Source organism: Botrimarina hoheduenensis, assembly GCF_007859815.1.
Lineage (GTDB): Bacteria > Planctomycetota > Planctomycetia > Pirellulales > Lacipirellulaceae > Botrimarina > Botrimarina hoheduenensis.
In genome coordinates, this window is sequence record NZ_SJPH01000001.1 from 345952 (window position 1) to 368246 (window position 22295).

General features: G+C 63.6%; 18 protein-coding genes and 1 tRNA gene. 6 read left to right on the forward strand and 13 right to left on the reverse strand.

Features of this window, described 5'->3' with window-relative positions; genetic code table 11:
• The first annotated feature begins 258 nt into the window (after positions 1–258).
• Positions 259–873, forward strand: a complete 615-nt coding sequence (locus Pla111_RS01325) for a sigma-70 family RNA polymerase sigma factor (protein ID WP_146570627.1) — start codon at positions 259–261, stop codon at positions 871–873.
• Positions 860–1192: a hypothetical protein gene (locus Pla111_RS01330; RefSeq protein ID WP_146570629.1), complete on the forward strand. Its 333-nt coding sequence runs from the start codon at positions 860–862 to the stop codon at positions 1190–1192. The genes Pla111_RS01325 and Pla111_RS01330 overlap by 14 nt, the downstream gene beginning before the upstream one ends.
• A gap of 43 nt (positions 1193–1235) precedes the next feature.
• On the opposite strand, the gene Pla111_RS01335 is transcribed toward Pla111_RS01330, so the two are convergent.
• The 3 genes from Pla111_RS01335 to gap form a co-directional block, all read right to left on the reverse strand.
• Positions 1236–1820 (reverse strand): hypothetical protein, encoded by a 585-nt coding sequence (locus tag Pla111_RS01335; protein ID WP_146570631.1) that lies wholly within the window; start codon positions 1818–1820, stop codon positions 1236–1238.
• A gap of 273 nt (positions 1821–2093) precedes the next feature.
• A complete protein-coding gene (locus Pla111_RS01340) occupies positions 2094–3773 on the reverse strand; it encodes a lamin tail domain-containing protein (protein WP_146570633.1) in 1680 nt (559 codons plus the stop codon).
• A gap of 331 nt (positions 3774–4104) precedes the next feature.
• On the reverse strand, positions 4105–5124 hold the full coding sequence (gap, locus tag Pla111_RS01345) for a type I glyceraldehyde-3-phosphate dehydrogenase (protein WP_146570635.1): 1020 nt from the start codon (positions 5122–5124) through the stop codon (positions 4105–4107).
• A gap of 209 nt (positions 5125–5333) precedes the next feature.
• On the opposite strand from gap, the gene Pla111_RS01350 reads away from it, so the two are divergent.
• The 3 genes from Pla111_RS01350 (at position 5334) to rsgA (ending at position 8166) form a co-directional block, all read left to right on the forward strand.
• Positions 5334–6392, forward strand: coding sequence for a hypothetical protein (locus Pla111_RS01350; RefSeq protein WP_146570637.1), 1059 nt, complete (start codon positions 5334–5336; stop codon positions 6390–6392).
• 126 nt (positions 6393–6518) lie between these two features.
• Positions 6519–6986, forward strand: a complete 468-nt coding sequence (locus Pla111_RS01355) for an FHA domain-containing protein (RefSeq protein ID WP_146570639.1) — start codon at positions 6519–6521, stop codon at positions 6984–6986.
• 7 nt (positions 6987–6993) lie between these two features.
• Positions 6994–8166 (forward strand): ribosome small subunit-dependent GTPase A, encoded by a 1173-nt coding sequence (gene rsgA, locus Pla111_RS01360; protein WP_146570641.1) that lies wholly within the window; start codon positions 6994–6996, stop codon positions 8164–8166.
• Positions 8167–9137: 971 nt separating this feature from the next.
• Here the strand turns inward: rsgA and Pla111_RS01365 are convergent.
• The 3 genes from Pla111_RS01365 to Pla111_RS01375 form a co-directional block, all read right to left on the reverse strand.
• Positions 9138–10082 (reverse strand): ABC transporter ATP-binding protein, encoded by a 945-nt coding sequence (locus Pla111_RS01365; RefSeq protein WP_146571532.1) that lies wholly within the window; start codon positions 10080–10082, stop codon positions 9138–9140.
• A 256-nt stretch (positions 10083–10338) separates the two neighbouring features.
• A complete protein-coding gene (locus Pla111_RS01370) occupies positions 10339–12480 on the reverse strand; it encodes a hypothetical protein (protein WP_146570643.1) in 2142 nt (713 codons plus the stop codon).
• Entirely contained in the window at positions 12477–12794 is a 318-nt protein-coding gene (locus Pla111_RS01375; RefSeq protein WP_146570645.1) for a MazG nucleotide pyrophosphohydrolase domain-containing protein, read from the reverse strand. Before Pla111_RS01375 ends, Pla111_RS01370 begins: the two co-directional genes overlap by 4 nt.
• A gap of 169 nt (positions 12795–12963) precedes the next feature.
• Between Pla111_RS01375 and Pla111_RS01380 the strand changes: the two genes are divergently transcribed.
• Positions 12964–13036: transfer RNA gene (locus Pla111_RS01380), tRNA-Glu, on the forward strand.
• 192 nt (positions 13037–13228) lie between these two features.
• Here the strand turns inward: Pla111_RS01380 and Pla111_RS01385 are convergent.
• The 7 genes from Pla111_RS01385 to Pla111_RS01420 form a co-directional block, all read right to left on the reverse strand.
• A complete protein-coding gene (locus Pla111_RS01385; RefSeq protein ID WP_146570647.1) occupies positions 13229–15088 on the reverse strand; it encodes a glycerophosphodiester phosphodiesterase family protein in 1860 nt (619 codons plus the stop codon).
• Positions 15089–15149: 61 nt separating this feature from the next.
• Positions 15150–16211 carry a M42 family metallopeptidase gene (locus Pla111_RS01390; protein WP_146570648.1) on the reverse strand — a complete coding sequence of 354 codons (1062 nt, stop codon included), beginning with the start codon at positions 16209–16211 and terminating at the stop codon, positions 15150–15152.
• A gap of 316 nt (positions 16212–16527) precedes the next feature.
• Positions 16528–17142, reverse strand: coding sequence for a hypothetical protein (locus Pla111_RS17080; protein ID WP_197524658.1), 615 nt, complete (start codon positions 17140–17142; stop codon positions 16528–16530).
• Positions 17143–17247: 105 nt separating this feature from the next.
• Positions 17248–18048 carry a TatD family hydrolase gene (locus tag Pla111_RS01405; protein WP_146570652.1) on the reverse strand — a complete coding sequence of 267 codons (801 nt, stop codon included), beginning with the start codon at positions 18046–18048 and terminating at the stop codon, positions 17248–17250.
• A gap of 20 nt (positions 18049–18068) precedes the next feature.
• Complete coding sequence (locus tag Pla111_RS01410) at positions 18069–18533, reverse strand: hypothetical protein (protein ID WP_146570654.1); 465 nt, start codon at positions 18531–18533, stop codon at positions 18069–18071.
• Between the two features lie 263 nt (positions 18534–18796).
• On the reverse strand, positions 18797–20452 hold the full coding sequence (locus Pla111_RS01415; RefSeq protein ID WP_146570656.1) for an NADH-quinone oxidoreductase subunit N: 1656 nt from the start codon (positions 20450–20452) through the stop codon (positions 18797–18799).
• A complete protein-coding gene (locus tag Pla111_RS01420) occupies positions 20418–22220 on the reverse strand; it encodes a complex I subunit 4 family protein (RefSeq protein ID WP_146570658.1) in 1803 nt (600 codons plus the stop codon). The genes Pla111_RS01415 and Pla111_RS01420 overlap by 35 nt, the downstream gene beginning before the upstream one ends.
• Positions 22221–22295 lie beyond the last annotated feature (75 nt).

Consider the following 22295-nt stretch of genomic DNA (forward strand, 5'->3'; position numbering starts at 1 on the left):
AAGAGATCGCGATCGATTACAAAGCGATCAGCAATTTTTCAAGAAAGCGATCTCGGTGGGTAACTCTCTTGCCCCGCCGGAGCGAGACGCACCGGTTCAATGCCTCGGTCAACATCGCTTGTTGGGCACGCCCAATTTTCGGCCCGCTATTGTGCGATGGACCACAGTCGGCGGACCGGCGGTGGAGCATGATATTGGGAAAGGCAGAGCCGTTGGCTTCAGCCGCGCTGGACGATCTCTCTGAATGTTGTACTACCCTTGGTCGTTCCTCCTCCTGCGCCGATCGCCTTGGACCCCGAGCGCTGGCTCGATGAGTACGGCGACAGCCTGATGGCCTACGCGGTGGTTCGTGTCCGCGACACCGCCACAGCGGAGGACTTGGTCCAAGAAACGCTGCTAGCAGCGTGGCGCGGCCGCGCAGCCTACGCCGGTCAGGCTGCCGAGCGGAGCTGGCTCGTGGGGATCTTGAAGCGCAAGATCGCCGACTATTGGCGTGCGACACGGGGCCGTCGGCACAATAAAGTGGCTGGCAACGTGCCGCACGAGAACGATCCGCCCCTCTTCAACAGCCGCTCAGAGTGGGCCGTACGGCCCCAGGCTTGGAGTCTAGAGAACGCAATCGACCGATCGCTAGCGGCCGCGGGCGCAGCCGCTGAGGCGGAGGAATTTTGGCAGGTGTTAGCCCGCTGCCAAGCCGACTTACCCCAGCATCTGGTGCGCGTCTTCCACGGCCGGACCATCACCGAGGCCTCCCCCGAGCAGCTTTGCGAGGAAGAGGGGATCTCGCGACAGAACCTGTCGGTCCGGCTACACCGAGCCCGGCTGTTGGTGCGTCGTTGCCTTGAACGCCGCTGGTTCTGTGAAGAAGACTAAACGGATGGGGGATTGGCTCCGCCAACCGTTGCGACGGCTGTGGAGGCTGCTCGCCATGCGGTGCGCGCACGCCACACAGGTGATGTCCGACGAACTGGACGGAGCCTCCACAGCAGAAGATCGGCTAGCAGCGCGGCTGCACGAGGCCGTGTGCCCTGGCTGCCGGCGCGTACGCGTGCAACTGCAAGGAATCGACCGCTGGCTACGCAACGCGACGGTTAAACCTCCCGAACCCGGCGGGCTTTCCGAAGATGCCCGCCGGCGGATTCGCAGGCTGCTACGCGACCAACAAGCGACCAGCGATAAGCCTGAGGGATAACAAGCCTGAGGGATAACCCTGTCGAGCCCGCAAGCCTTGCCGATCAAACCTGCGTGGTAGCAGGAGCGTCTGCGGCGTGAGCGGGCGAATCGTCGGATGCTTCTGCGTCGTCCGACTCGTCCGCATCGGACTTTCGGGTCGAGCCCTTACCGAACTCATAGGCCAGCAGAACGCTCGCCCCGAGCCAGACGGCATCGAGCGGATTGAAGTTCTTGCTGCGCGACAAGCCGATCGAACCGGTGTTGGCTGAGGGCAGGCTTTCCATCACCGTCGGCGTTTCTTCGGCCACGATGGCATCGCCGCCGGCAGCATCCTCGGAGGCCTCATCGCTTGCTTTCTCAGCGGGCTTGGCCGCGGTGATGGTGGGGCCCTTGTTCTGAACGATCTTCGCAGCAGCTTGTGGTCCGAGGAACGCCGCGGCACCGGTCAGCAGCGCTGCCAGAGCGCCGCGCAAGTAACTCTCGCGACCCGTCGAGGCAAGCACACGCATGCTGTAGCCAATGGCCAAGCCAACGGGGATGAACGTCCACCAAGCATCTTGCTTCAGTTGGACAATAAAGATCATCAGCAGTGCGATGCCGAGCGCAAGCCCGACAAGGGCGCCAATAAGGGTGCGAGTGGCTTGCATGGCGGAAGTACTCCAGAAGGGCGTGAGAAGCGGAGGTTCTCTTGTGACCACAAGCAGACGGCCACCCGGGGGTGCCGTGCTCAGTATCGCAGAAAACGGTGGGCTCGCTCGATGGTGGGAAGAGAAGATGCCGCTAAGCTTGATCCGCAGCCTACGGCGGCGGGACCCGACGGCTCATCGCGTGGCGAGGCAGGAAAGTATTTCCTCAGCGCGCCACCAACGATTCACGGCAGGGCCATCTTGCGACGGCCACGTGGTGGGGGATCGCCGCAGCTACCATCGTAAGCTTGCGGCAAGGCCTCCTGCAACTGCCAACAGCGGCAAGAACGAAGGTTCTGGCACAGCGTATCCTGGGGCAGTGGCCTGATAGGCTACCCGCCAGGCCTCATAATCGGCTTGATCCACAACATGGGGCGATGCGGTCTCGTTCGCTAGCGGGCCGCCGTCTCGCCAAACGGTATAATCGGCAGAATCGACTTGTCCGTCGTTGTTGTAATCGCCAGCAAGGGGGGCGATCGCCGGACCGTAGTGGCCGGGGCTGCCAACGTCCGCACCGCTATTGTCGATCACTCCCAGGGGATCGAAAACCGCTGCGGCTCGGTAGGCTTTGGCGTCGGGGTAGGGCGACCCGCTCGAGCGCGCCCAGGCGGCCCCCACGTTGGTCGGATAGGTAAGGTCGCGGAGATAGATCGAGTCGGCGTCGTTATCGTTCGGCCAGGGCGAGATGTTGTCATAGGTCACTGACATCAACGCCCCTGAAACAGTTCCTTGGATCTTGTCGATCGCATAGCCAATCGGATCGGTCCACAAGCCAATCGTGTCGCCACTGTTGGCGAGCGTTGGCCAAGCGATGACGGGGATCAGGTTCAGACCGACGCTCTGATTCCAGGCGCTCTGCATCTGTGCCAGTGTGGCAGCGTTGGCGTCGAACAGCACCGCTGTGCCGCCGGCAGGGATCGAACCGAAGAACACGTTCGCCCCGTTCAATGCTGAACCATCGTCATCGTCGAGCCACAGCGGGGTCGTTGCAAAATCGATGGCTTGCGTGCCGTAGTTAACGATCTCGACCCACTCCCACTCACGCGACCCGGTGATCGAGGCGGGGTTGGCCATGATTTCTGAGATCATCAACGACGGTCCACTCGGCCGCGGAGCCGGCCTGTTGCCGGCGGGCAAACGTCCGGGACTGCCACGATCGGCACCGTTGACGGGCGCTCCGGGCAGGTGGGTTTGCGTGCTCTGAAAAGCGTTATCGGCACCGATCGCCGCAGGACCCCAGTTGGCTCCGACCGTGGTGGAGCCGACACCGTTGTGCTGAATCGAAGAACCGTTGCCGCTGTTGAGGGGCCATCCCGCGCCGCTGGCGTACGCGAAAGAAAAGTTGGCGCTGCTTACCCTAACTACCCGCCGGTCGGGATCGATCGCGGTGCCGAGGTTGGCGGTGTCAGCCCGATAAGACGATTCATTAGGCCAGAAGCCGAAGGTCAGTCCGGGAAGGTCTGGTGCCACGTCAGGGGGCGACGGATTGTTGGTAAGGTTGTTCCCTCCCCAGCCCGACACGCCAATCAGCGGCACCCCGGCGGGGACGCTGGGCCAGGCCGATCGAAACCGCTGCGGCTCGTAGCCGAGAGCCTCGCCGTTGTAGAGCACCGCCACGCCGTGCGCGGGGACAACGGTGGCGTTCAGCACGGCCGTGCCGTTAACGCCCACCACGGGCCGGATGCTCGCCGCGGGGTTGGTGCCCAGCGCAGGGTCTCCCACGCGATCAACAAAGAAACCGGCGAGGTCAATCGGGGCCGCGCCCGGATTATAGACCTCGAGCCATTCCCAAGCGGGTTCATCCGAGGCCGGGTCGTACATGATCTCGGTGACGACAAGCTGCGCTGAGCCGGAGCTTGAGAGCAGCGGAAGTGCCTGCATTGTCAGGCAAACCATCACGATCGCGTATCGCATCGACTCGGCTCCTGGGGCCAGAACAGTTCGTTAAGTCGTGCCGCTCATGGCAGCAGTTGGCGTTAACGGATCCGTCCTGCCACAGCGGGTGCCGAGCGTAGTTCGCGCGTTTCGCGGATCAAGCAAGCGGGCTGCCGACCTGGTGACAAGGGGTTGTCACCGGTCATTGAACCGTGTTCGGTTCGGGCAGCTGACCGGAAGGCCGTATCGGTCAAAAAAGCGGCGGCACAAAAAAACGGACCGCGCTGAGCTAGCTCAGCGCGGTCCGTTGGGTAGGGGTCGTTGTTCGCTGGTCCCGGGACGGGGCTTAGCGATCAATGAGGAATGATTGTTACAGCGCGGCGATCTTGGCGATCAGGTCCACGGTGCGGCAGCTGTAGCCCCATTCGTTGTCGTACCAGCTCAGAATCTTCAGCATTCCGTCGCCGATGGCGCAGGTCCAGTCGGCGGCGAAGATCGAGCTGTGCGGATCGCCGATGATGTCGGTCGAGACGATCGGGTCTTCCGTGTAAGCAAGGATCCCCTTCAGCGGGCCTTCGGCAGCGGCCTTGATGGCCGCATTGACTTCGGCGGGGCTGGCCTTCTTGGCGAGGTTGACCGTCAGGTCGACGGCCGAGCCGGTAACGACTGGCACGCGGAGGGCGTAGCCGGTGAGCTTGCCTTGCAGCTCGGGGATCACGAGCCCAACCGCCTTCGCGGCACCCGTGCTCGTCGGGATGATGTTCATCGCCGCAGCCCGAGCCCTATACGGATCGGCGTGCGGCAGGTCCTGCACGTTCTGGTCGTTCGTGTAAGCGTGAACGGTCGTCATCAGGCCGTTGACGATCCCGAACTGCTCGTGCAGCACCTTGGCAACCGGGGCCAGGCAGTTGGTCGTGCAGCTCGCGTTGGAGATGCACTTGAGGCTGGCGTCGAGCTTATCGTCGTTGACACCGAGCACGCAGGTCAGATCGGCACCGTCTTTGGCGGGAGCCGAGAGCACAACACGCTTTGCGCCCGCGATCAGGTGGCTGTCGTAGCCCGGCTTGGCGTCGGTCGCGCGAGCCGAGAACACGCCGGTCGACTCAACAACCACATCGACGCCGAGCTCGCCCCAGGGGCACTCGGCGGGGTTGCGGATGGCGGTCGCCTTGATCTTCTTGCCGTTGACGATCAGATGCTCGTCGTCGTAGTCGACCGTGCCGGGAAAACGCCGGTGCGTGCTGTCGTACTTCAGCAGCGTCGCCAACATTTTATTGTCGGTCAGGTCGTTGATGGCGACCACTTCAAACTCATCCGAGCGCTCGACGAGGCCGCGGAAGGTGAGGCGGCCGATGCGGCCGAAACCGTTGATCGCAACTTTAATGGCCACGGCGTCTACTTCTCCTGAAAGAATCGCGGAAGGCGGGGATCGGGGCGCAGGATTGCCCAACCGGGCAAGGCTTGAAACCCTGGATAGCCTGTCAGTTATAGTGCCCGCCACGGGGCCTCACAACCGGTGCCCCGTAGGCCGTTAAAACGCTCATCGCCAGCTGCTTTACCAATCGAAACCGCTGCCTCTTCCTGCAGGACTTATCTCCCATGCAAAACGCTCCTCAGATTTCATGCTGGTTCTTGGTGGTGGGGCTTGCCGCGGCTGTCGCGGTGGCTCATGAGGGGCACGATCACGAGCCCACGACGAGTGTGCAAACCGCCTTCTCAGCGGATCCCAAGCCGGGGGCCGTCACGGGATCGGGCGATTTTGTGTTCCGTTACAACGCCGAACTCAGCGCGCTACCGGCAGAAATCGCGGCGGGGATCAAAGATGCCCACGGCGGTTTTGCGAAGGGCCCCGACGGTGCGGTGTACTTCGGGCTCGTGCGGACGGGAGTGATCCGCATCGCGCCCGACCTGAAGCACAAGACGCTCCTCAGCAAGACCAAGGCGGTTGTGACCGGTGCGCTGCACAACACAACCTACGTGGCCGACGCCGAAGGGGACTATCTGGTTCTTTCCGACCCCGAACTAGGCGATGTCGATTTCATCCGCACGGATGGTTCCGACATCGGCACGCTCGGCAAGCCCGCGAGCGTCGACGGGGCTTACCGCCCGACTGACGCAGACGTGGCTTCCAACGGTCTGCTTTACGTTTGCGATGGCTACGGCAGCACCAAACAGATTCTGACGGCCGACCCGAAAGCGCTCGCCTATGGCCCGCTGGCTTTCGGCGGTCCGGCGGGTAAGGGCCGCACTCCTGGTAAGTTTTCTACCAACCACGGCGTCACTTTCGACCCCACCGACGACACGCTGTTGATCGCCGACCGCGAGCGGCAGTGGGTGCAACGGCTTAGTCTTTCGGGCGAGTTCATCGAGGCCTACGACCTGGAGGGAGGCAACCCGTGCGATGTGGACTTTGTCGAAGTCGGTGGCGAGCGGTTGATGATCGTCGGTTGCTTGGTCGGAGACAACGAGCCGGGGCTGGTGCAGATTCTGCGGGACGGGAGGGTTGTCGCGACACTCCGCCCGGCGGTTGATCTGGGGCTCGACGTGTTTCGCCACATCCATAACGCCGCGGGCATCGTGGTCGAGGGCAAGCTGTACGTGCTGTGCTACGGCTGGAATCCCGGGTGTTTTGCGGTGCTGGAGGCGGTTTCCCGGTGATAACCCGTAGACTGCTGCTAGCCCGAAAAGTTGACGGTTTGCTGCCGGCTTCGTAGATTGAAGGCGTAGTTTGCTTGCCAAAGAGGAGAGAGAAGCAAACCAGCGTAGCCCCTCAGGAGTCCGGTCATGTACGGCGAGCTCATCCCCCTTGGCGGCGGCGATCCGATCCCGCTGCTCAAGACCAAGCTGATGATCGGACGGCGCGAGAAGTGCGACATCGTGCTGCGCTTTGCCAATGTCTCGGCCCACCACTGTGAGATGTGGCTCGAAGGGGGCTATCTTTTCGTCCGCGATCTGCAGAGCAGCAACGGCATCAAGATCAACAACGTCCGCACGCCCGAGGGGCGCCTCGATCCGGGCGATACGCTGACCGTCGCCAAGCACTCCTATCGGGTTGATTACTCACCGGCCGACCTCGGTGCCGACGGGCCTCCGCCCGCTCCGGATCGCACACGCGAGATCATGAGCGAGTCGCTGCTGGCACGCGCCGGGCTCGATAGCGGCCCTGGCTCCGGCCCCGGGCGTGGTCGTTCCGATTCGCGTCGGTACGACCCGACCAACATGAACGCGGGACAGTTGAAGTCACGCAAGTGACTCACTGATGGCGAAGAAACGCAGCAAGTTCCGCGCATCGTTCCGCAAGAATCACGACTCGTCGGCACGCGGACGCGCCGACTCGCGATCGCTGGAAGGCTTGAGCGAAGACTCCGCCGAACGCCTGACCGGACAAGAGCGGCTCAGCGGCAAGGGGCACCTCTCGCGCCGCAGGACCGTTGCCGATGCCGCGATCGTGGAAGACGCCGCGGGCGAAATGATCCTCCCGGAGGTCGATCGCACGGTGTGCCGGCAGGGAGTTGTCCTTCGCACCCAGGGCCTCATCAGCGTCGTGCTGGATGACGCGGGGGCCGAGTTTGCCTGTGCCACCCGACAGCTACTCAAGCAGCTCGCTACCGATTTGCGCCACGTGGTCGCCGCGGGCGATCGGGTTTGGTTCCGCCCGTCGGAGGTTTCGGGCGGCGGGGCACAAGAGGGCATGATCGAGCGGATCGAGCCCCGGCACGGCGTGCTCAGCCGCACCAGCCGCGGCCGTCAGCAGCTGATCGCCAGCAACGTTGATCAGATCGTTATCGTCGCCAGCGCCGCCGAACCGCGGCTCAAGCCGAACCTGATCGACCGCTACCTGATCACCGCCGAGAAGGCGGGGCTCCGACCGATCGTGTGTGTGAACAAGATCGACCTGATCGATCCGACCGATCTGGTTCCCCTCGTGGGCGTTTACGCGCAGCTCGGTTATCGGGTGCTGCCGGTCTCTGCCGAACGGGGCCGAGGGCTCGAGCAGCTTCGGGCGGTGCTCGCCGGCAAACAGACGGCTTTCACCGGTCAGAGCGGTGTCGGCAAGTCGTCGCTCTTGAACGCGGTCGACCCGGGGCTGCGGCTTCGCGTGCAGACGGTCAGCGCCGAGAGCGAAAAGGGGCGCCACACCACCACCACCGCCGAGCTCTATCCGATGCGCTGGCATGCGGACGACAGCGACGCCTCGGTGGATGGTTTTTTGGTCGACACGCCCGGCATCCGCAGCTTCGAGCTATGGGATGTCATCCCCCAAGAGGTGGCGGGCTACATGCCCGAGCTGCGGCCGTATGTGAGCGCGTGCCGCTTCCCCGATTGCACGCACACGCACGAAACATTCTGCGCGGTAAAAGACGCGGTGGCCGACGGCTGGATCGACACAAGGCGGTACGAGAGCTACACGCAGATCCAATCGGGCGAGTGAAGCGGCGTCGCCAACTGTTAGAGGCACTAAGTTGGCGCCATGCCCACGCGCAAAGCGAATGGGCATACGCCTATGCTCAGGGGCGTTAAGTCATCGTCTCTCGTTACCGCCCCATTATCTCGGTTGAAACGCGGCATGAAATGTGACGAATGTGGAGCTCGGATGAATAAGCATCTTAGGCCGACGCTCCACTATTGGTGCAGCGCATGTGGGAACGCGGTATATGAAGGTTGGCTACCGAAGTCACGACCCCTTACCATCCTCAGCGATGACAAGTCGAACTACTTTTCTTCCAGGAAGAGCGTCGCAGCTCATTCGATGGAGGCGATACTCGCTATGTCGCTGTGGGATAAGGTCTTAGTATGGGAGGCTCGACTAGAAGAGAATGAGTGCATCGTGCGTGCACGCCGAATTGGAGATTTGCAATGGACTTTGCTTGACGCTCCACCAAAGCAATTGCTGTTGCGCTGGTGCAAACTAGTGCGAGATTTGTTTCAAGGTAGTGATCAGACTCTGCATATCGAGAATGATGGCGACAGGGCATTTGTTTCGGCAACAGTAGATGAAAATCCCGCGCTTCATATCGTCTTGAATTTTCAGTATCCAGATCGGGACTGATAAACCAGCCATCGGTGTAGACGGCCGAATGTCTAACGACGAAAAACGACAATTCAGATCGAAGACGCAATTCTTGCGAGAGTCTCACGACAAAGAAATATCGCTTAAGGGCGCCACAGTCCGGTGTGTCACGAGCTCGTCGAATGGCTGACCGACCAGCTCTGGTCGAGTGCGACGGCGTTGGTTACCGGCACAGATGTCGCACTCAGGGTTGATTGTGAGAGCGTTTCAACCCAGACCATGTCCGGTGAGATAGTCCAAGAGGCATTACTGCGACGCGATAGTAAAAGCCTCTCAGGCCCATCCGCTTCGCGTGGGGACATGGCATCTGGCGTGTTGGCGTGCGTACCCTGCTAGCTCGTGATCCCCTGCGTTAGCGTCATGAACGCGGTTTCGAGGTTGATCTCGTCCTCTTTGATCATCGCCAGGGCGTAGCCGGCTTCCACCAGGGTGCGGGCGATCGCGGCGGGGCCCTGTTCCGTGCCGCGGACGAGCGTCACCAACAGCTCTTCGTGCTGCGACGGGGCGGTGACCGGTTCGACCGACTCGACGATCGGCATGCCCCGCAGCAAGGTGGCGGCCGCGGCGGTGCGTTCGCTGACCGCTAACCGCAGCACCGTTTGTTCACGAACCTGGCGCATGACGTCGGCTACGTTGGCGTTCACGATCAGCTCGCCTCGCTCGATGATGCCGATCTTGTTGCACACATCGGCCAGTTCCGGCAGGATGTGGCTGCTGACCATGATCGTCTTGCCCATGTCGCGTAGCCGCTTGAGCAGCGCGCGGATCTCGATGCGGGCACGCGGGTCGAGGCCGCTCGCGGGTTCGTCAAGGAGCAGCACCTGCGGATCGTGCAGCAGCACGCGCGCCAGGCCCAAACGCTGCGTCATGCCGCGGCTGAGGCTCGTGGCGAGCGCGTCGCGCTTGTAGCCCAGATCGACTAGTTCGAGCACCTCGTCGCACACCTTGCGGCGGGCCTCGCCCCGGATGCGATACGCGGCGGCAAAGAACTCGAGGTACTCGATGACCCGCATGTCTTCGTAGACGTTGAAGAAGTCGGGCATGTAGCCGATCGCGCGGCGGATCTCCTTGGGATGGGTGTAGATCGACTTGCCACCGACATACGCCTCGCCCCAAGTGGGCTGAAGCAGCGTCGCGAGGATGCGCATGGTGGTTGTCTTGCCGGCACCGTTGGGGCCGATAAAGCCGAACACGTCGCCCGCCGAGAGCGACAGGTCGATCTCGCGAATGGCGAACAGCTCGCCGTATTTTTTTGTCAGCCCGCGGAGTTCGATCATTGCCATAGTCTTTGTCCGTTAGAGCCGCGGCAGCCGGCGAGATCTTGGCCATGCCAAGTCGAGACGCTCAAAAACCAGCCCGCAGAGTTCGATCATTGCCATAGTCTTTGTCCGTTAGAGCCGCGGCAGCCGGCGAGATCTTGGCCATGCCAAGTCGAGACGCTCAAAAACCAGCCCGCGGAGTTCGATCATGCTCATGAGTTGGTTGTGATGGTTGCGGCCGATGGCGCGGGGACTTTCGCAAGTACGGGGTCTCTTAGTCTACCTCGACCAGGCAGCGGACGAATGTTGTTCGCCAGCGGCAATCGGCCGGGATGCTTTCTCCCGCGATTTCGAGCGCAACGCTTGTCGCGGGATCGTCGAGCACGCCGATAACGATCGCCCGACCGGCTTCAAGGTGATGGCTCAGGTCGTTGGCAGCGAAGAGCCGATTGGTGGCGATCGTGGTCCGCTGGCTGAGCAATTCGCCAAAGGACAGAATCGCCGCGGTAGCTTTGGCGGCAGAGCGTGGATCGGCTGGCGCGGCTTCAAGCTGCCTGCTCAGCAGGGTGGTAATGCGGAGCAGGTTGCCCGAGTCGCTGATCGGCTTGCTCTGTCCGCGCGCGAGCGTTCCGAGCCGCCACGCCCATCCGCCCGCCAGCAGATGGCAGTCGCTCAGGTCGTGGTTGCCCGGGTTGGTGATCTGCCCCTCGACGAGCCCGCCCTCGGCCCGCGTCAGGTCGGCTGTGATGAGGGGCTGGGCAGGACCGTGCCAGCGTGTGACGAGGGTCTTGGTCGATCCGGAGACCAACGGCAGGCCGCGCACCGAACTCCCCTCAAGGGCATAGGTGTCTTGCGACAAGGCTGCCCGGCTGGCGAGTCCGCCCAGCCGCCCGCCGGTGGTGGCCAGCCACCAGGTTTTGGTGCGTGTGGCGGCAGTCTCTGCAACTTCGATGTCGTACCGGCGAGACTTGGGAGAGTAGATCTGCGAAAGCAGCAGTCCGCGTGTGGTGTCGGCCGACCGATCGCTATCGCAGATCTCGAACGCCGCGATCTTCAACGCCTCGCCGCGCAGGGCTTGGCCCCCCGCATAAACCGCCAAACCAACCGCCGCCGCGATAAGCGGAAACGTGAGCCATGTGGCCTGCGGGCGTTGCAGTGCGCGATTGACAAACCACCAGTCAAGCGGCCCGATCAGCACCAGGTAAACGCCCGCTGCGGCGAGGACCGCCAGCACCGAGACGCTGCTGACTTGCGGCAAAGCGGCACCCAACACGCGGATCGCCTCATCGACGAGGTCACTCTCCCCGCGCGGCTTGGATCCGAGCGGACTCACCGCTGCACGAGAGCGCTCCGCCGCAGGCGGATCGATAAGCTTGCGGAGCAAAGCGGCCCGGCCGTCCCAGCGTGTCAGCGCGGGGTCGTCCAGATCGACCGCGAGAAATACGACCTCGCCAAACCCGTGGGGGGCGCGGATCACCAAGGGCAGCGCCTCGCGCGTGGGTCCTTCATAGGCGGACACCACGCCCCGGCTGTTCGTTAGCCGCGCCGCAACGAGCTGGTCGGCGTCGCTGAGGCGTGTGCCATCGCCCGCATAGCTTTCGAGCGCGGCGGTTGAGCGGAGCGGCACAACACGATCCAGCTCGCCGGGAGCCAACACGCTCCAAGGCCCTGCTGCCGAGAGCAAGGTGGCGGCGTCGCGACCGCATGAAATGACCAGCCGGCCGCCGTCGCGGACCCATTGATCCAGCGCCGCGATTTGCTCGGATTCGGCAGACTGATCAGCGCTGCGCCACGCCTCATCGAGACCGGCGGTCAGCAGCACGGTCTCAAAGGCGTCGTAGACCAGTGGATCGCTGGGAAGCTCCGCCATGTTAATAAGCCGGGCGACCTTAGAAGCGGTGCCCTGCAGGTTGTCGAGCCCCACATCGGGGCCGATCGAAAGCAGCAGCCGAGTCGCCGCGGGGAGCGGGTTGCTAATCAACTCGCCGCGAAACAATCCGCCGGTCGAAAACTCCGCCCGATCGAGGGGGGGGGCGTCGGGCTGCTCCGTAGCGAGCAAGCGGATTTCGAAGGCGGGGGCCGGCTTGCCGACCCACACGGGCAGCCGCACGGTCTGGGGCTCAGCCCCAGTGAGCGTCAACGGCGGCGTGACGGTGACGACCCGCAGCCCGTCGTTATCGGGCGCAAGAGCGACCACGCGCACCGAGGTGCCCGCTGCCCCTCCGGCGACACGCACTTCGAGGGGCGTGACGGCTCCCAGCTTGTACTTGCCGCCGAGTCCAACCCGGACTGACTCGAGACGCGGTCCGGCGAGGTCAGCGGCTCCGCCCGGCAGCGCCGTGCTCGCAGCAATCGCCACCACAGCGCCTATGCGCATCACGAACGCCAAGCAGACTTCCGCCAGCGACCCGATCACGGCTTCTCCGCATTGTCGCACAGGCAGGCGAGTTGGCCGCAGCCGGGGCAACCCGCCCCGTACTTCTCGCGGAGCGCTTGCGTAAGATCGACACCAGCGACGTTGGCGATCGTTGTCAGCCAAGCGATCACGTCCGCGAACTCGCCCCGCAGCTCCTCGGGCGTCCCCTCGCGTAGCGCTGATGCGAGCTCTCCCACCTCCTCCATGAGCCACATAAAGGTGCCGTCCACCCCGCGGGCGACGTCCTTTTCGTGATACATGTTGCGGATCAGCGTTTGGAAATCGGCAAAGCTGAGGGGTTCCATAGGTGGCATTTCGGCGGGGGACAAGTCGACGCGGTTTGGGGAGCCCGATCAGAAGGCGGGGACAACGGTGCAATGGTTTTGGCAGCGGCCGGGCCCGGCCGGATCGGTCAGCCGCTCTTGAAAGCTAAGCCCCTTGCCAGGGACCCGTTGCCGCGGATACTTAAGAGTCTTCGGCCACGCCCCGTTCGTCTAGTGGCCCAGGACACCGCCCTCTCACGGCGGAGACAGGGGTTCGACTCCCCTACGGGGTACTGCTTGTTTTCTCGGCAAATTTCTGGGGTTTGCCGGCGGTCGTTTCTTGGCTTGGATCGCGCGGGAAGGGCTCGCCGTTGGAAGCTGTTGAACCGGATACGCTAGGTTTTGCGCAGGCGTTAGACGTGAGCGACGTCAAAAACAGGCCAAATAGCGGCTGATTAGTGAAGCCTTTTTCAGGTGCCTTGTTCTTAGGGAGCCTCGACTGAGAGCTCCGGCGCGAACGGAGACGCCAAACGGAAGCGGTCGGCCAAGTCGACCAGCAATCGGGCGACCGGTGTCATCTGCGCCCGTGCTTCGAGCACCGCCCGCGCCGTGCCTGGCACGTCGGTGATCAGGCCGTCAACGCCGCGGCTGATGAGCGACGACATCGTGCGGGGATCATTAACGGTCCAGACATACAGATCACGCCCTTCACGATGGGCCTCACGGATCCGTCCGCGCGTGGCATAAGCGGCGTTGACCGCCAGGAAGTCGGCCTCCAGCTTGCCGCGTGATCCCACCGCTACCGAGAGCAGTTGCCCCGTGCGCCAGCGCGGACGAAGCGACTTGAGCTTGGCAACGCCCTCGTGGTTGAGCGACATAAACATGGTCTGCTCGGTCATCGAAGCGGACTCGACTAGCAACGCCACACGACGTTCCAGATCGATATCGTGTCCGTAGTACTTGAGTTCGATGACGACTCCGACCCGATCACGACAGACCTCGAGCACTTCCTCCAGCGTGGGCACGCGTTGCGGACCACGTGAAGAGCCGCGTGCCAGATCGATCGCGTCGAGGTCGGTACGGGTGGCCTCCCACACTTTTAGGGCGCTCCCCGCCGCTTTCATGAAATCGCTATCGTGAAACACGATCACCTGATTGTCGGCCGACTCTTGCACGTCGATCTCGACCCAGTCGGCCCCCTCTGCGATGGCGGTTTCGATCGACACAAGCGTGTTGCCCGGTGCCGATCGTGGTGAGCCACGATGACCGATGACAAGGACTGCGTCGTCCAGCGGTATCCTCCCCAGCGCGACAAAGCCGACCGTCGTTGCCACTAGCGGTGTCAACGCTAGGCAAGCCACGAGGCGTGTCCTGGTCACAAGCCAAGAAGTGCGAGCGCTGCTCGGCGGGCTGGTTGGTAGCGGGGTATCGGCCCCGCTGAGTTGCCGATAGGCACGGTAGATCAAAGCTGCGAGGGCGTGGGTCGCGAGGAGATTGAGCAGCACCCCGATGACGATCATAGCGATCAACCCTGCGCCGACGCCGATCGCCACTGCTACGAGCGACGTGGGCCACGCCGGTGCGAACAGCCAGCCGACCAAAGCCGATAGCAAGCCCGCAATTGTCCCGAGGAGTGTCGATCCGCCGGCCCAGAGCAGGATTCCCGCGACGAGCTTCGCGCGCGAACCGGCGGTGCGTTGCCGGCTTTCGGAGAGAGCGGCGCGCGGTCCCTGTTGCTCGAATAACGCGATCGGCAACGCGATCGCCGCTTCGGTCGCCAGCCGCAGCAAGGCGTAGAGACCAAAGGCTCCCAAGACTATCGCGATTGCTACCGATCCGATGAAGGCAGGGGGCCGCTCGGTCAGGTAGTAGTTGATGTCGTAACGGGTGAGCAAACCATAATAAGTTGCCGCGGCGAGCGCGACAGCGGGTGCCAGCCACAAGAGTGCAACAAGCACCCAGCGGAGCGTGAGGCGAAAAATCCTGCCGGCGTGCCTTCCCGTGAAGGCAAGACTCGCGCTGAGACCTTCGGCCCCTTCCGGCTGAGCGAGAACCGTTAACATCGCCCCGAGTTCGAGGGCCGCGATGCCGAGGGCTCCGCTCACCACGATCAGCAGGCCGACGAGTCCGAGGGGTGAACTGACGAAGTACAGCAGGTCTTGGTCGGTCAGCACCGACTTACCCGAACCCGCGATCGCTACGCGGACAATTAGTGCATAGAGAGGCCCCAGCACCAGAAAGGCTACGGTGCGACAGGCGAGACCGATTACCAGCAGCGGTCGCCAGCGCTGCCGATAATCGCGCCAGGCCTCGGCGACGGTCAACCAGCCCAGAGTCGGTTTCATCCGGCGGGGCTTAAGCGAAGGAGCGTGTGCGGCGATGTGTTTGGCTCGATCTCACGAGTTGTCATAGGGGCGTAAAGTCATCACCCGGCGACACGCTCACCAAGAACGCGGCGATCAGGTCGGCGGCTGCGTCAATATCGTCCAGTGAGATGACTTCCACGGCGCTGTGCATGTAGCGGTTAGGGATACTGATGAGCCCGGTCGCCACGCCCGCGCGATTGAGCTGCAGGGCGTTGCTATCGTTCGACGCACCGCGGCCCAGCGCCGCCCATTGCATCGGCAGCTTTGACTGTTCCCCTGCGGCGATCAGCCGATCGAAGACCAGCGGATTGATGTTGGGTCCCCGATACACGACCGGGCCTGCACCCAGCTTGATATCGCACTGCTGGGTTTTATCGATGGTGGGGCAGTCCGTGGCGTGGGTCACATCGACCGCGATCCCCACTTGGGGATCGACCCCGAAGGCGCTGGTCCGGGCACCGCGCAGGCCGATCTCTTCCTGGACCGTGGCGACCGCGTAGCAACCGACATTGAGCCCGCGTTGCGAGGCCCGCCGGGCGGCCTCCATGCAGACCCATAAACCCGTCTTGTTGTCCATGCCGGGCGAATTCGCCAGGTTGTTGCGCATCTCTTGGTAGCCCAGCTCAAGCGTCACGGGATCTCCGATCCGGACGACCGAGGAGGCTTCCTTGAAGCTCTTGGCGCCAATGTCGAGCCACATCTCGTTTTGTTTGACAACCTGCTTGCGCTCTTCGGCATCGAGCAGATGGATCGGCTTGCGCGAGATCACTGCCGGAACGGCACCGGCCATCGTATGGATGGTCATGCGTTGGCCGATCAGCTGTTGCGGATCCCAACCACCGATCGGATTGCTGTAGAGGAAGCCGTTCTCATCGATATGCGTGACGATCAGACCGATCTGGTCGGCGTGCCCGGCCAGCATCACGCGGAACTCCGCGTCCGGGTTGCAAACGGCAATGACGTTGCCGTGCAAGTCGGTCCGCACTTCATCGGCAAAGCCCGTGGCATAGTCGCGAACCAGCCGTTGTACCGGCTGCTCGTAGCCGGAGGGGCTCGGCGTTTCGAGAATCGATCGGAAGAACTTCTTGGCGGCGGTTTCCATGCGGTCGGCGGCTGGTGGAGCGGTTGAGCGGTTGAGCGGTGGGGCAAAAACAGGGCTAGGCTACGATCTTAACGCGATGCTCTGACGACCGGCAGGGCAGCGAAACGTAGGGCAGCGGGGCCCTCTGGCTCGGGTTGGTTGGCGGCCTCTGGCATAGGGTTGTGCCGGTTGTGCCGATTTTTCTGATTCTTTGCCCGGGGGCGGTCGATAGTTATGAGCGTGTCCCGGCGCGACCCGATGTGGGGTATCGCGTGGAGAACCGCAAGGAGCGACGATGCAACGCCTTACACCGCTGATAATTTCGCTGTCCGTTTTGCTAGCACTGTCCTCCGGGTGTGCGGTTGTAGGCCGTGGCGGCTGCGGTTGTGGCATGGAAGCCGGTTGTGGGATGGAACCCGGCTGTGGCGTCGAGCCCGGTTGCGGGGTCGGCTCGTGCGGCTGTGGTGTTGCCGGCTGGTCGATGGCAGGCCAGCGGTGGTGTGGTGGCCGGAGCCATTGGCCGACTGAATTCTGCACGGATGATTGCGGAGCGTGCGGCTGCGGCGAAGCCACGTGCGCCATGGAGCCCGGTTGTGCTTGTGAGCCCGGTTGCGGCTGCGAACCCGGCTGTGGCATGGCAGCGCCTTGCGGTTGCGGTATCAGACGGTGTCGCGGCTGCGGTGTGCTGCGTGGCGTGGCGTTCGGTGTCGGCTGTGTTGTGAGCGAGGTGGGTCGTTTGTTCAGCCCCCTGTGCGGCCCGTGCTGGAATGGTTGCGGCGGCGGAGGCGACTGTTGCGGTGGCGGCTGCGGTGGCGGCTGCGGCGGTGGCTGTGGTGGTGGCTGTGGCGGCTGCGATGGGGAAACCTATTGGAGTGAATGGCACAACGATCCGCCGCGTTGCCAAGACCCGTGCGATTGCGGTAGCAACTGGATCGGCCCAACCGCCAGTCATCGCTCTTCGCGGGGGCAGTTTGAGCCCCGGCGGATCGCCAGCGGCCAAGACAACTTTGTTCGCTGAACCGGTCGACCACTTCAGGCCGTGCCGGTGACCCGCGCTTTAGTTCTTCCAGGCGAATAACCGGGCCGCGTTGGCCGTGGTAGCCGCGGCGAGAGCCGCCAGCGATTCTCCGCGTAGCGCTGCCAGACAAGCGGCGGTGTGCGCAACGTGGGCGGGCTCGTTCCGACGAATCTTGCGGACCGGTTCGGGCGAGAGGTAGGGGCTGTCGGTTTCGATCAGCAAACGATCGAGGGGGACGCTCAGCGCGACCTCGCGGAGAGCCTCCGACTTTTTGTACGTCACCATGCCGGCAAAGCTGATGTACATGCCGAGCGCAACCGCTTCGGCAGCTCCCTCTAGTGAGCCCGTGTAGCTGTGCATGACCCCGTTGAGCGGACCACGCTGGTGCGCTTCGCGGAGCATCTCGAGGACGTCCTGTTCGCAATCCCGCATGTGGACCACGAAGGGCAGTCCCGTGGACTGCGAGAGACGCAAGTGGCGGTCGAAATAGTCCCGTTGCTGCGCGATCGGAGTGTGGTCCCAGTAGCGGTCCAAGCCCGTCTCACCCAACGCGACTACGCCCGGCACCGTTGTTAGAGCCACAATTCGGTCCCAGTCGCCGGGCAGGGCTTGCCCAACATCGTTGGGTTGGATACCCACGGCACCGAAGACGGTCGCCTCATCGGCAGCGCGGGGTGCGGCGGCCAAGCGCGCGACGGCTTCGCTCGAGTCGGCGTCCACACCGATCGAAACGACCCGTGTTACACCTGCCGCGCGGGCTCGGCGGAGCACCGGCGTGATCTCTTCCAGCAGCGTCGGCTGGTCGAGGTGGGCGTGGGTGTCAACGATAACGTGAGACACGCAGCAGCTGTCCGGTGGTGTCAGCTCGCGGTGCCGGTAGGCAACGCGGTGGGCTTGGGCGGGGCGACAGCGAGAATGAGCCGATTAGCACGCGCCTCGCAATCACGGGCAACCTCGCTCAGCAGCGTGTCGGCTTCGCGGGCGAAAACCAGTTCTTCGCGGAGCAGTTCGATCCGGGCGGCAACCGCCTTTTGGTCGGTGGCCGCGCGACGCAGGGCGTACTCGACCGAGACGTCGTGACAAGCCGTATGACGCATCGGGAATTCGATCGCGTCGGGCGCTCCGCCGAGTTGCTCAATAAGAATCGTGAGATCGGCGAGCGAAGCGCGCTCTTCGGTGGATTCTCGCTCCAAAACGGCCATCAGCCGATCCTCGCGGAGCGTGCCTGCGGTGTAAGGTTTCGCGAAGCCGAAGTACTGCAGCAGCGACTGCCCCAGAACGCCATGCGCCGAGCGTAACGCGTGGAGTGTGATACGGTTTGGCACGTTGGTACTAACGACTTGAGGAAAGAATAGCCTCTACCCGGCAACAACGGGGTGTAACCTAGTTGCACGGCCAGAGGCCCACGGTAGGGGGCACCGATGACTATAACCAGAGCAGCCTCGGGAGAACCGGTTCGGCTGCCCCTTTTATTACCGCAAGGCGATTTCGTTGGTAACGGGGTGCAGCGAGGGGCGGCTTGGGGGATCAGTGCTGCCTATCTTGCCTGTCAGTTAGTCGCTCACCCGGCTGTCTGGTTGGTGGCAGGCTAGCCGAAAAGCCCGCGCGAGGCCTCTGCAGCGAGGCGAGCGAGCGTTTCGGGGAATAGCCCAAGCAGCAGCAGTGGCATGGTCGCGAGGACGAGCCACCCGCGCGCTACAAGCGATAGCGATTCGGCGGGCGGGTCTCCTTCCAGCGGATCGATGCAAGTGAGCTTCACGATCCGCAGATAGTAGAAGACCGATGCGGCCGTATTGAGCACCGCCGCCACCAACAGCAGCATCATCAGCCCGCCCGACGCTTCGGCGAGGCTGCGCAGCACGCCCAGCTTGCCGAAAAAACCCACCAGCGGGGGCAGGCCCAGCAGGCTTAGCGCCGCGAAGATGAGCGCAGTTGTAACAAAGGGCAGAACGCTAGCCAGGCCCGCGTAGTCGGCCAGATTCTCGGTGGCGTGGGCGTTTCGTATAAAGGCCACAACCGCGAACGCAGTCAGATTCATGAAGACGTAACCGACCGCATAGAAGAGCATGGCACCGATCGCGGCGTTCGCCGCGGTGGGGTCGGTCCCCGCCAACTGCGTGGCCGCTGCCAACGGCATCAACAAGTAACCCGCGTGGGCAATCGTCGAATAAGCCAAGAGTCGCTTTGCGTTGGTCTGTCCGAACGCGGCGAGATTTCCCAGCGTGCAAGTTAACAGGGCCACGCCTGCGATCGCGACGGTCAAGAACCTGCGGACGGGCTCGTCAGACACGGCTGCCGAGGGCGGAACGCTCGCGAAAGAAACCGTGTACTCATTCGTTGCGTGTTCTTTGTGGGTGCTGGCGAGCAGGGCGTTGTGCGGGACGGCTACCACAAGCAGACGCACCAGCAAAACCAAGGCGGCCGCTTTCGAAGCGGTCGAAAGGAATCCGCCGACCTCCGCGGGAGCGCCCGCAAACACATCGGGTGCCCAGAAATGAAACGGTGCCGCGGACAGCTTAAAGGCGATTCCCACAAGCGTGAGAACCCCGCCGAGGGCGAGCACCATCAGCACGCCTAGTTGCTCGTCCGATGAAGGCAGCGATGCGGCCGCAACCAGCCGCTGCCCTAGCGTCGGCAGATGCGCCGTGCCGAGGACCCCCGCGACCAAACTGATGCCATAGAGCATAACGCCCGCGGCAGCGGCACCATAAACGGAGTACTTCAGCGCTGCTTCGCCCGCGCGGCGGCGTCCCTTGACGATCCCCACCAGCACGTACGAGGGCACGCTCGCCATCTCGACCGCGAGGAAGACCATCATCAAGTGATTCGCGCGCGTCATCAGGCACATGCCGAGTAGCGCACCCAGCACTAGCGTGAAGAGGTCCTGCGCCTCGTGGCGATTCGCCAAACCGGTGATCTTCACAAGCGGAACAAAAAACAGGGCGACCAACAGCAGCAGCCCACGGGCGAAAACTCCCAGCGGGTCATGCACCAGCATGCCGGTGAACAGCTCATGCGAGCCGATCGTTCCCAGCCCTCCCGCGGCCTCGCGCAGCAAGAGACCCGCAGCGATTGCCGTTCCTGCCAGCGCGAACCAGAACGAATCGAGCTGGCGCAAGCCCGGCAGCAATTTGGCCAAGAGCATGCCAACGATCGTCGCGCACAGCGCGATCTCGGGCAGCATCGCCGGCAGGCTGACTCGGAACGAGTCAGCGGCGAGTTGTTCGACCAGCGTCGGGAGCATCGTGGCGCGTGAGGGGCAAGAAAGTGGGAAGCTTAGCGGTAGCGGAGGTGTGCGACGGTGCTTGCAACGCGTGCGCCCTCGCGGCGATCGCGGGCTCGATGCGTTCCAGAAGCGGTTGGGGGCGTACGCCCAAAACGATGGCGGCCAACGCCAAGGGTGCCAGCACCAGGATCTCGGTTGCGCGAAGCGGTTTGGCTTCCAGCGCGCGCGGATCGTCGGGCGGAGCGTCGGCTCCGAAGTAGGCCAAGCGAATCGCGCGCAGTGTGTACAGCGCCGTTAATACGGTTGCGGCCGCCGCAGCGGCCACTGCCAGCGGGTGGGCTTGCCAAGCGGCGAGCAGCGGCAGCAACTCGCCCACAAAACCGCACAGCCCGGGAACGCCGAGGCTTGCCATGAACAGCACGATTGCCAAGCCGCTGCCGAGGGGCATCGGGTTGATGAGGCCCCCCAGTCGGCGCAAGTCGCGATGGCCGAAGCGTTCATAGACCACTCCCACGGCAAAGAACAGACCGGCAGAAGTGACGCCGTGGGCCACCATCTGAAACACGGCTCCTGTGGCACCGAGCGTCCACCGCTCGGCAAGCCAGGCTCCGCCCGATGAGGTGGCCACCGAGCCCGCGGCGAGCCCCAGCAAGACGTAGCCCATATGGCTAACGGAGCTGTAGGCAACGAGGCGCTTGAAGTCATCTTGTGCGAGAGCCGCTAGTGCTCCCCAGACGATGCTGATTGCCCCTACGCCGGCGACAAGCCACGCCAGTTCCGCCGCAGCGGCGGGACACAGGGGCCAAGCGATCCTCACCAGTCCGTAGCCGCCGAGTTTTAGCAACACCCCGGCCAACAGCATCGACACGCCCGTTGGGGCCTCGACGTGCGCAGCGGGGAGCCACGTATGCAGGGGAACCGCGGGCAGTTTGATCGCCATGCCGGCCAGCAACAGCACGAAAGCCCACCACGCCGCATTGTGGCCGCCGAACAGCGGCACCGCGAACTGATCGGTGCTGCTACCGATCTGCGCGAGCGCTAGCAGGTTGAAGGAACGCAGTGCGTGTCCCTCAGCCTGGGCCCGGTCAAAGTTGGTTGCGCTGGGGCTGCCCGTGGCAAGCCAAGCCTCTTGCATCGCCGTGGCCTCGGCCCCGCTGCTGGCGACAGCATGGGGTCCGAAGACCCCCGCGGCTGCGAGCTGAGTGGCGCTTAACGGGGTGAGATCGCTGTGGCCGTAGGCGATCAGTCCGCCCGCCAGCATCAGCAAGCTGCCGATCAGGGTAAAGACAAAGAACTTGAGCGCCGCCGCTTGCCGGTTCGCTCCTCCCCAGAGCCCGATGAGAAAATACATCGGGATCAGGATCAGTTCCCAACAGACGTAGAACAGCACAAAGTCCAGCGACAAGAAGACGCCCAGCATGCCGGTCTCGAGCAGCAGCATGAGCACGCAGAATGTTTTGACTCGCTGGTTGATGGCTTCACTCGCGAGCAGCGCTAGCGGACAGAGGGCTGCGGTGAGCAGCACCAGCGGCAGGCTCAGCCCGTCGATTCCCAACAGCGCTTGGGTGCCGATCGAAGGTGCCCAGTCGGCGAGCCAGAGTCGCGGACCCGGGGCGGTATCGACGCCCAAGAGCGTTGCCGCCAAAGCGGCCACCAACAGCATCAGGCCGAGGGTCAGTCGGCGCGAAACCGCTGCGCTTACCGGCGCGATCAGCAACCCTAACGCCCCGATGGCTGGCAGGGTAACCAGCATCGGCAGCAGTGTGAGCGGGGGCGTGGTGGTCATCGCGGAGCTAGCGAAGAAGAAACGGTGGCGGTGCTTCGGTAAGGCGGCCGGCGTTCGGCAAGCGGTGTTCTCAGC

Excerpts from the sequence above, each read along its gene's own strand:
- Pla111_RS01335 (WP_146570631.1), bottom strand. The coding sequence starts at position 1,820 with ATGCAAGCCACTCGCACCCTTATTGGCGCCCTTGTCGGGCTTGCGCTC.
- Pla111_RS01340 (WP_146570633.1), bottom strand. The coding sequence starts at position 3,773 with ATGCGATACGCGATCGTGATGGTTTGCCTGACAATGCAGGCACTTCCG.
- Pla111_RS01350 (WP_146570637.1), top strand. The coding sequence starts at position 5,334 with ATGCAAAACGCTCCTCAGATTTCATGCTGGTTCTTGGTGGTGGGGCTT.
- Pla111_RS01355 (WP_146570639.1), top strand. The coding sequence starts at position 6,519 with ATGTACGGCGAGCTCATCCCCCTTGGCGGCGGCGATCCGATCCCGCTG.
- rsgA (WP_146570641.1), top strand. The coding sequence starts at position 6,994 with ATGGCGAAGAAACGCAGCAAGTTCCGCGCATCGTTCCGCAAGAATCAC.
- Pla111_RS01365 (WP_146571532.1), bottom strand. The coding sequence starts at position 10,082 with ATGATCGAACTCCGCGGGCTGACAAAAAAATACGGCGAGCTGTTCGCC.
- Pla111_RS01375 (WP_146570645.1), bottom strand. The coding sequence starts at position 12,794 with ATGCCACCTATGGAACCCCTCAGCTTTGCCGATTTCCAAACGCTGATC.
- Pla111_RS01385 (WP_146570647.1), bottom strand. The coding sequence starts at position 15,088 with ATGAAACCGACTCTGGGCTGGTTGACCGTCGCCGAGGCCTGGCGCGAT.
- Pla111_RS01390 (WP_146570648.1), bottom strand. The coding sequence starts at position 16,211 with ATGGAAACCGCCGCCAAGAAGTTCTTCCGATCGATTCTCGAAACGCCG.
- Pla111_RS17080 (WP_197524658.1), bottom strand. The coding sequence starts at position 17,142 with ATGACTGGCGGTTGGGCCGATCCAGTTGCTACCGCAATCGCACGGGTC.
- Pla111_RS01415 (WP_146570656.1), bottom strand. The coding sequence starts at position 20,452 with ATGCTCCCGACGCTGGTCGAACAACTCGCCGCTGACTCGTTCCGAGTC.
- Pla111_RS01420 (WP_146570658.1), bottom strand. The coding sequence starts at position 22,220 with ATGACCACCACGCCCCCGCTCACACTGCTGCCGATGCTGGTTACCCTG.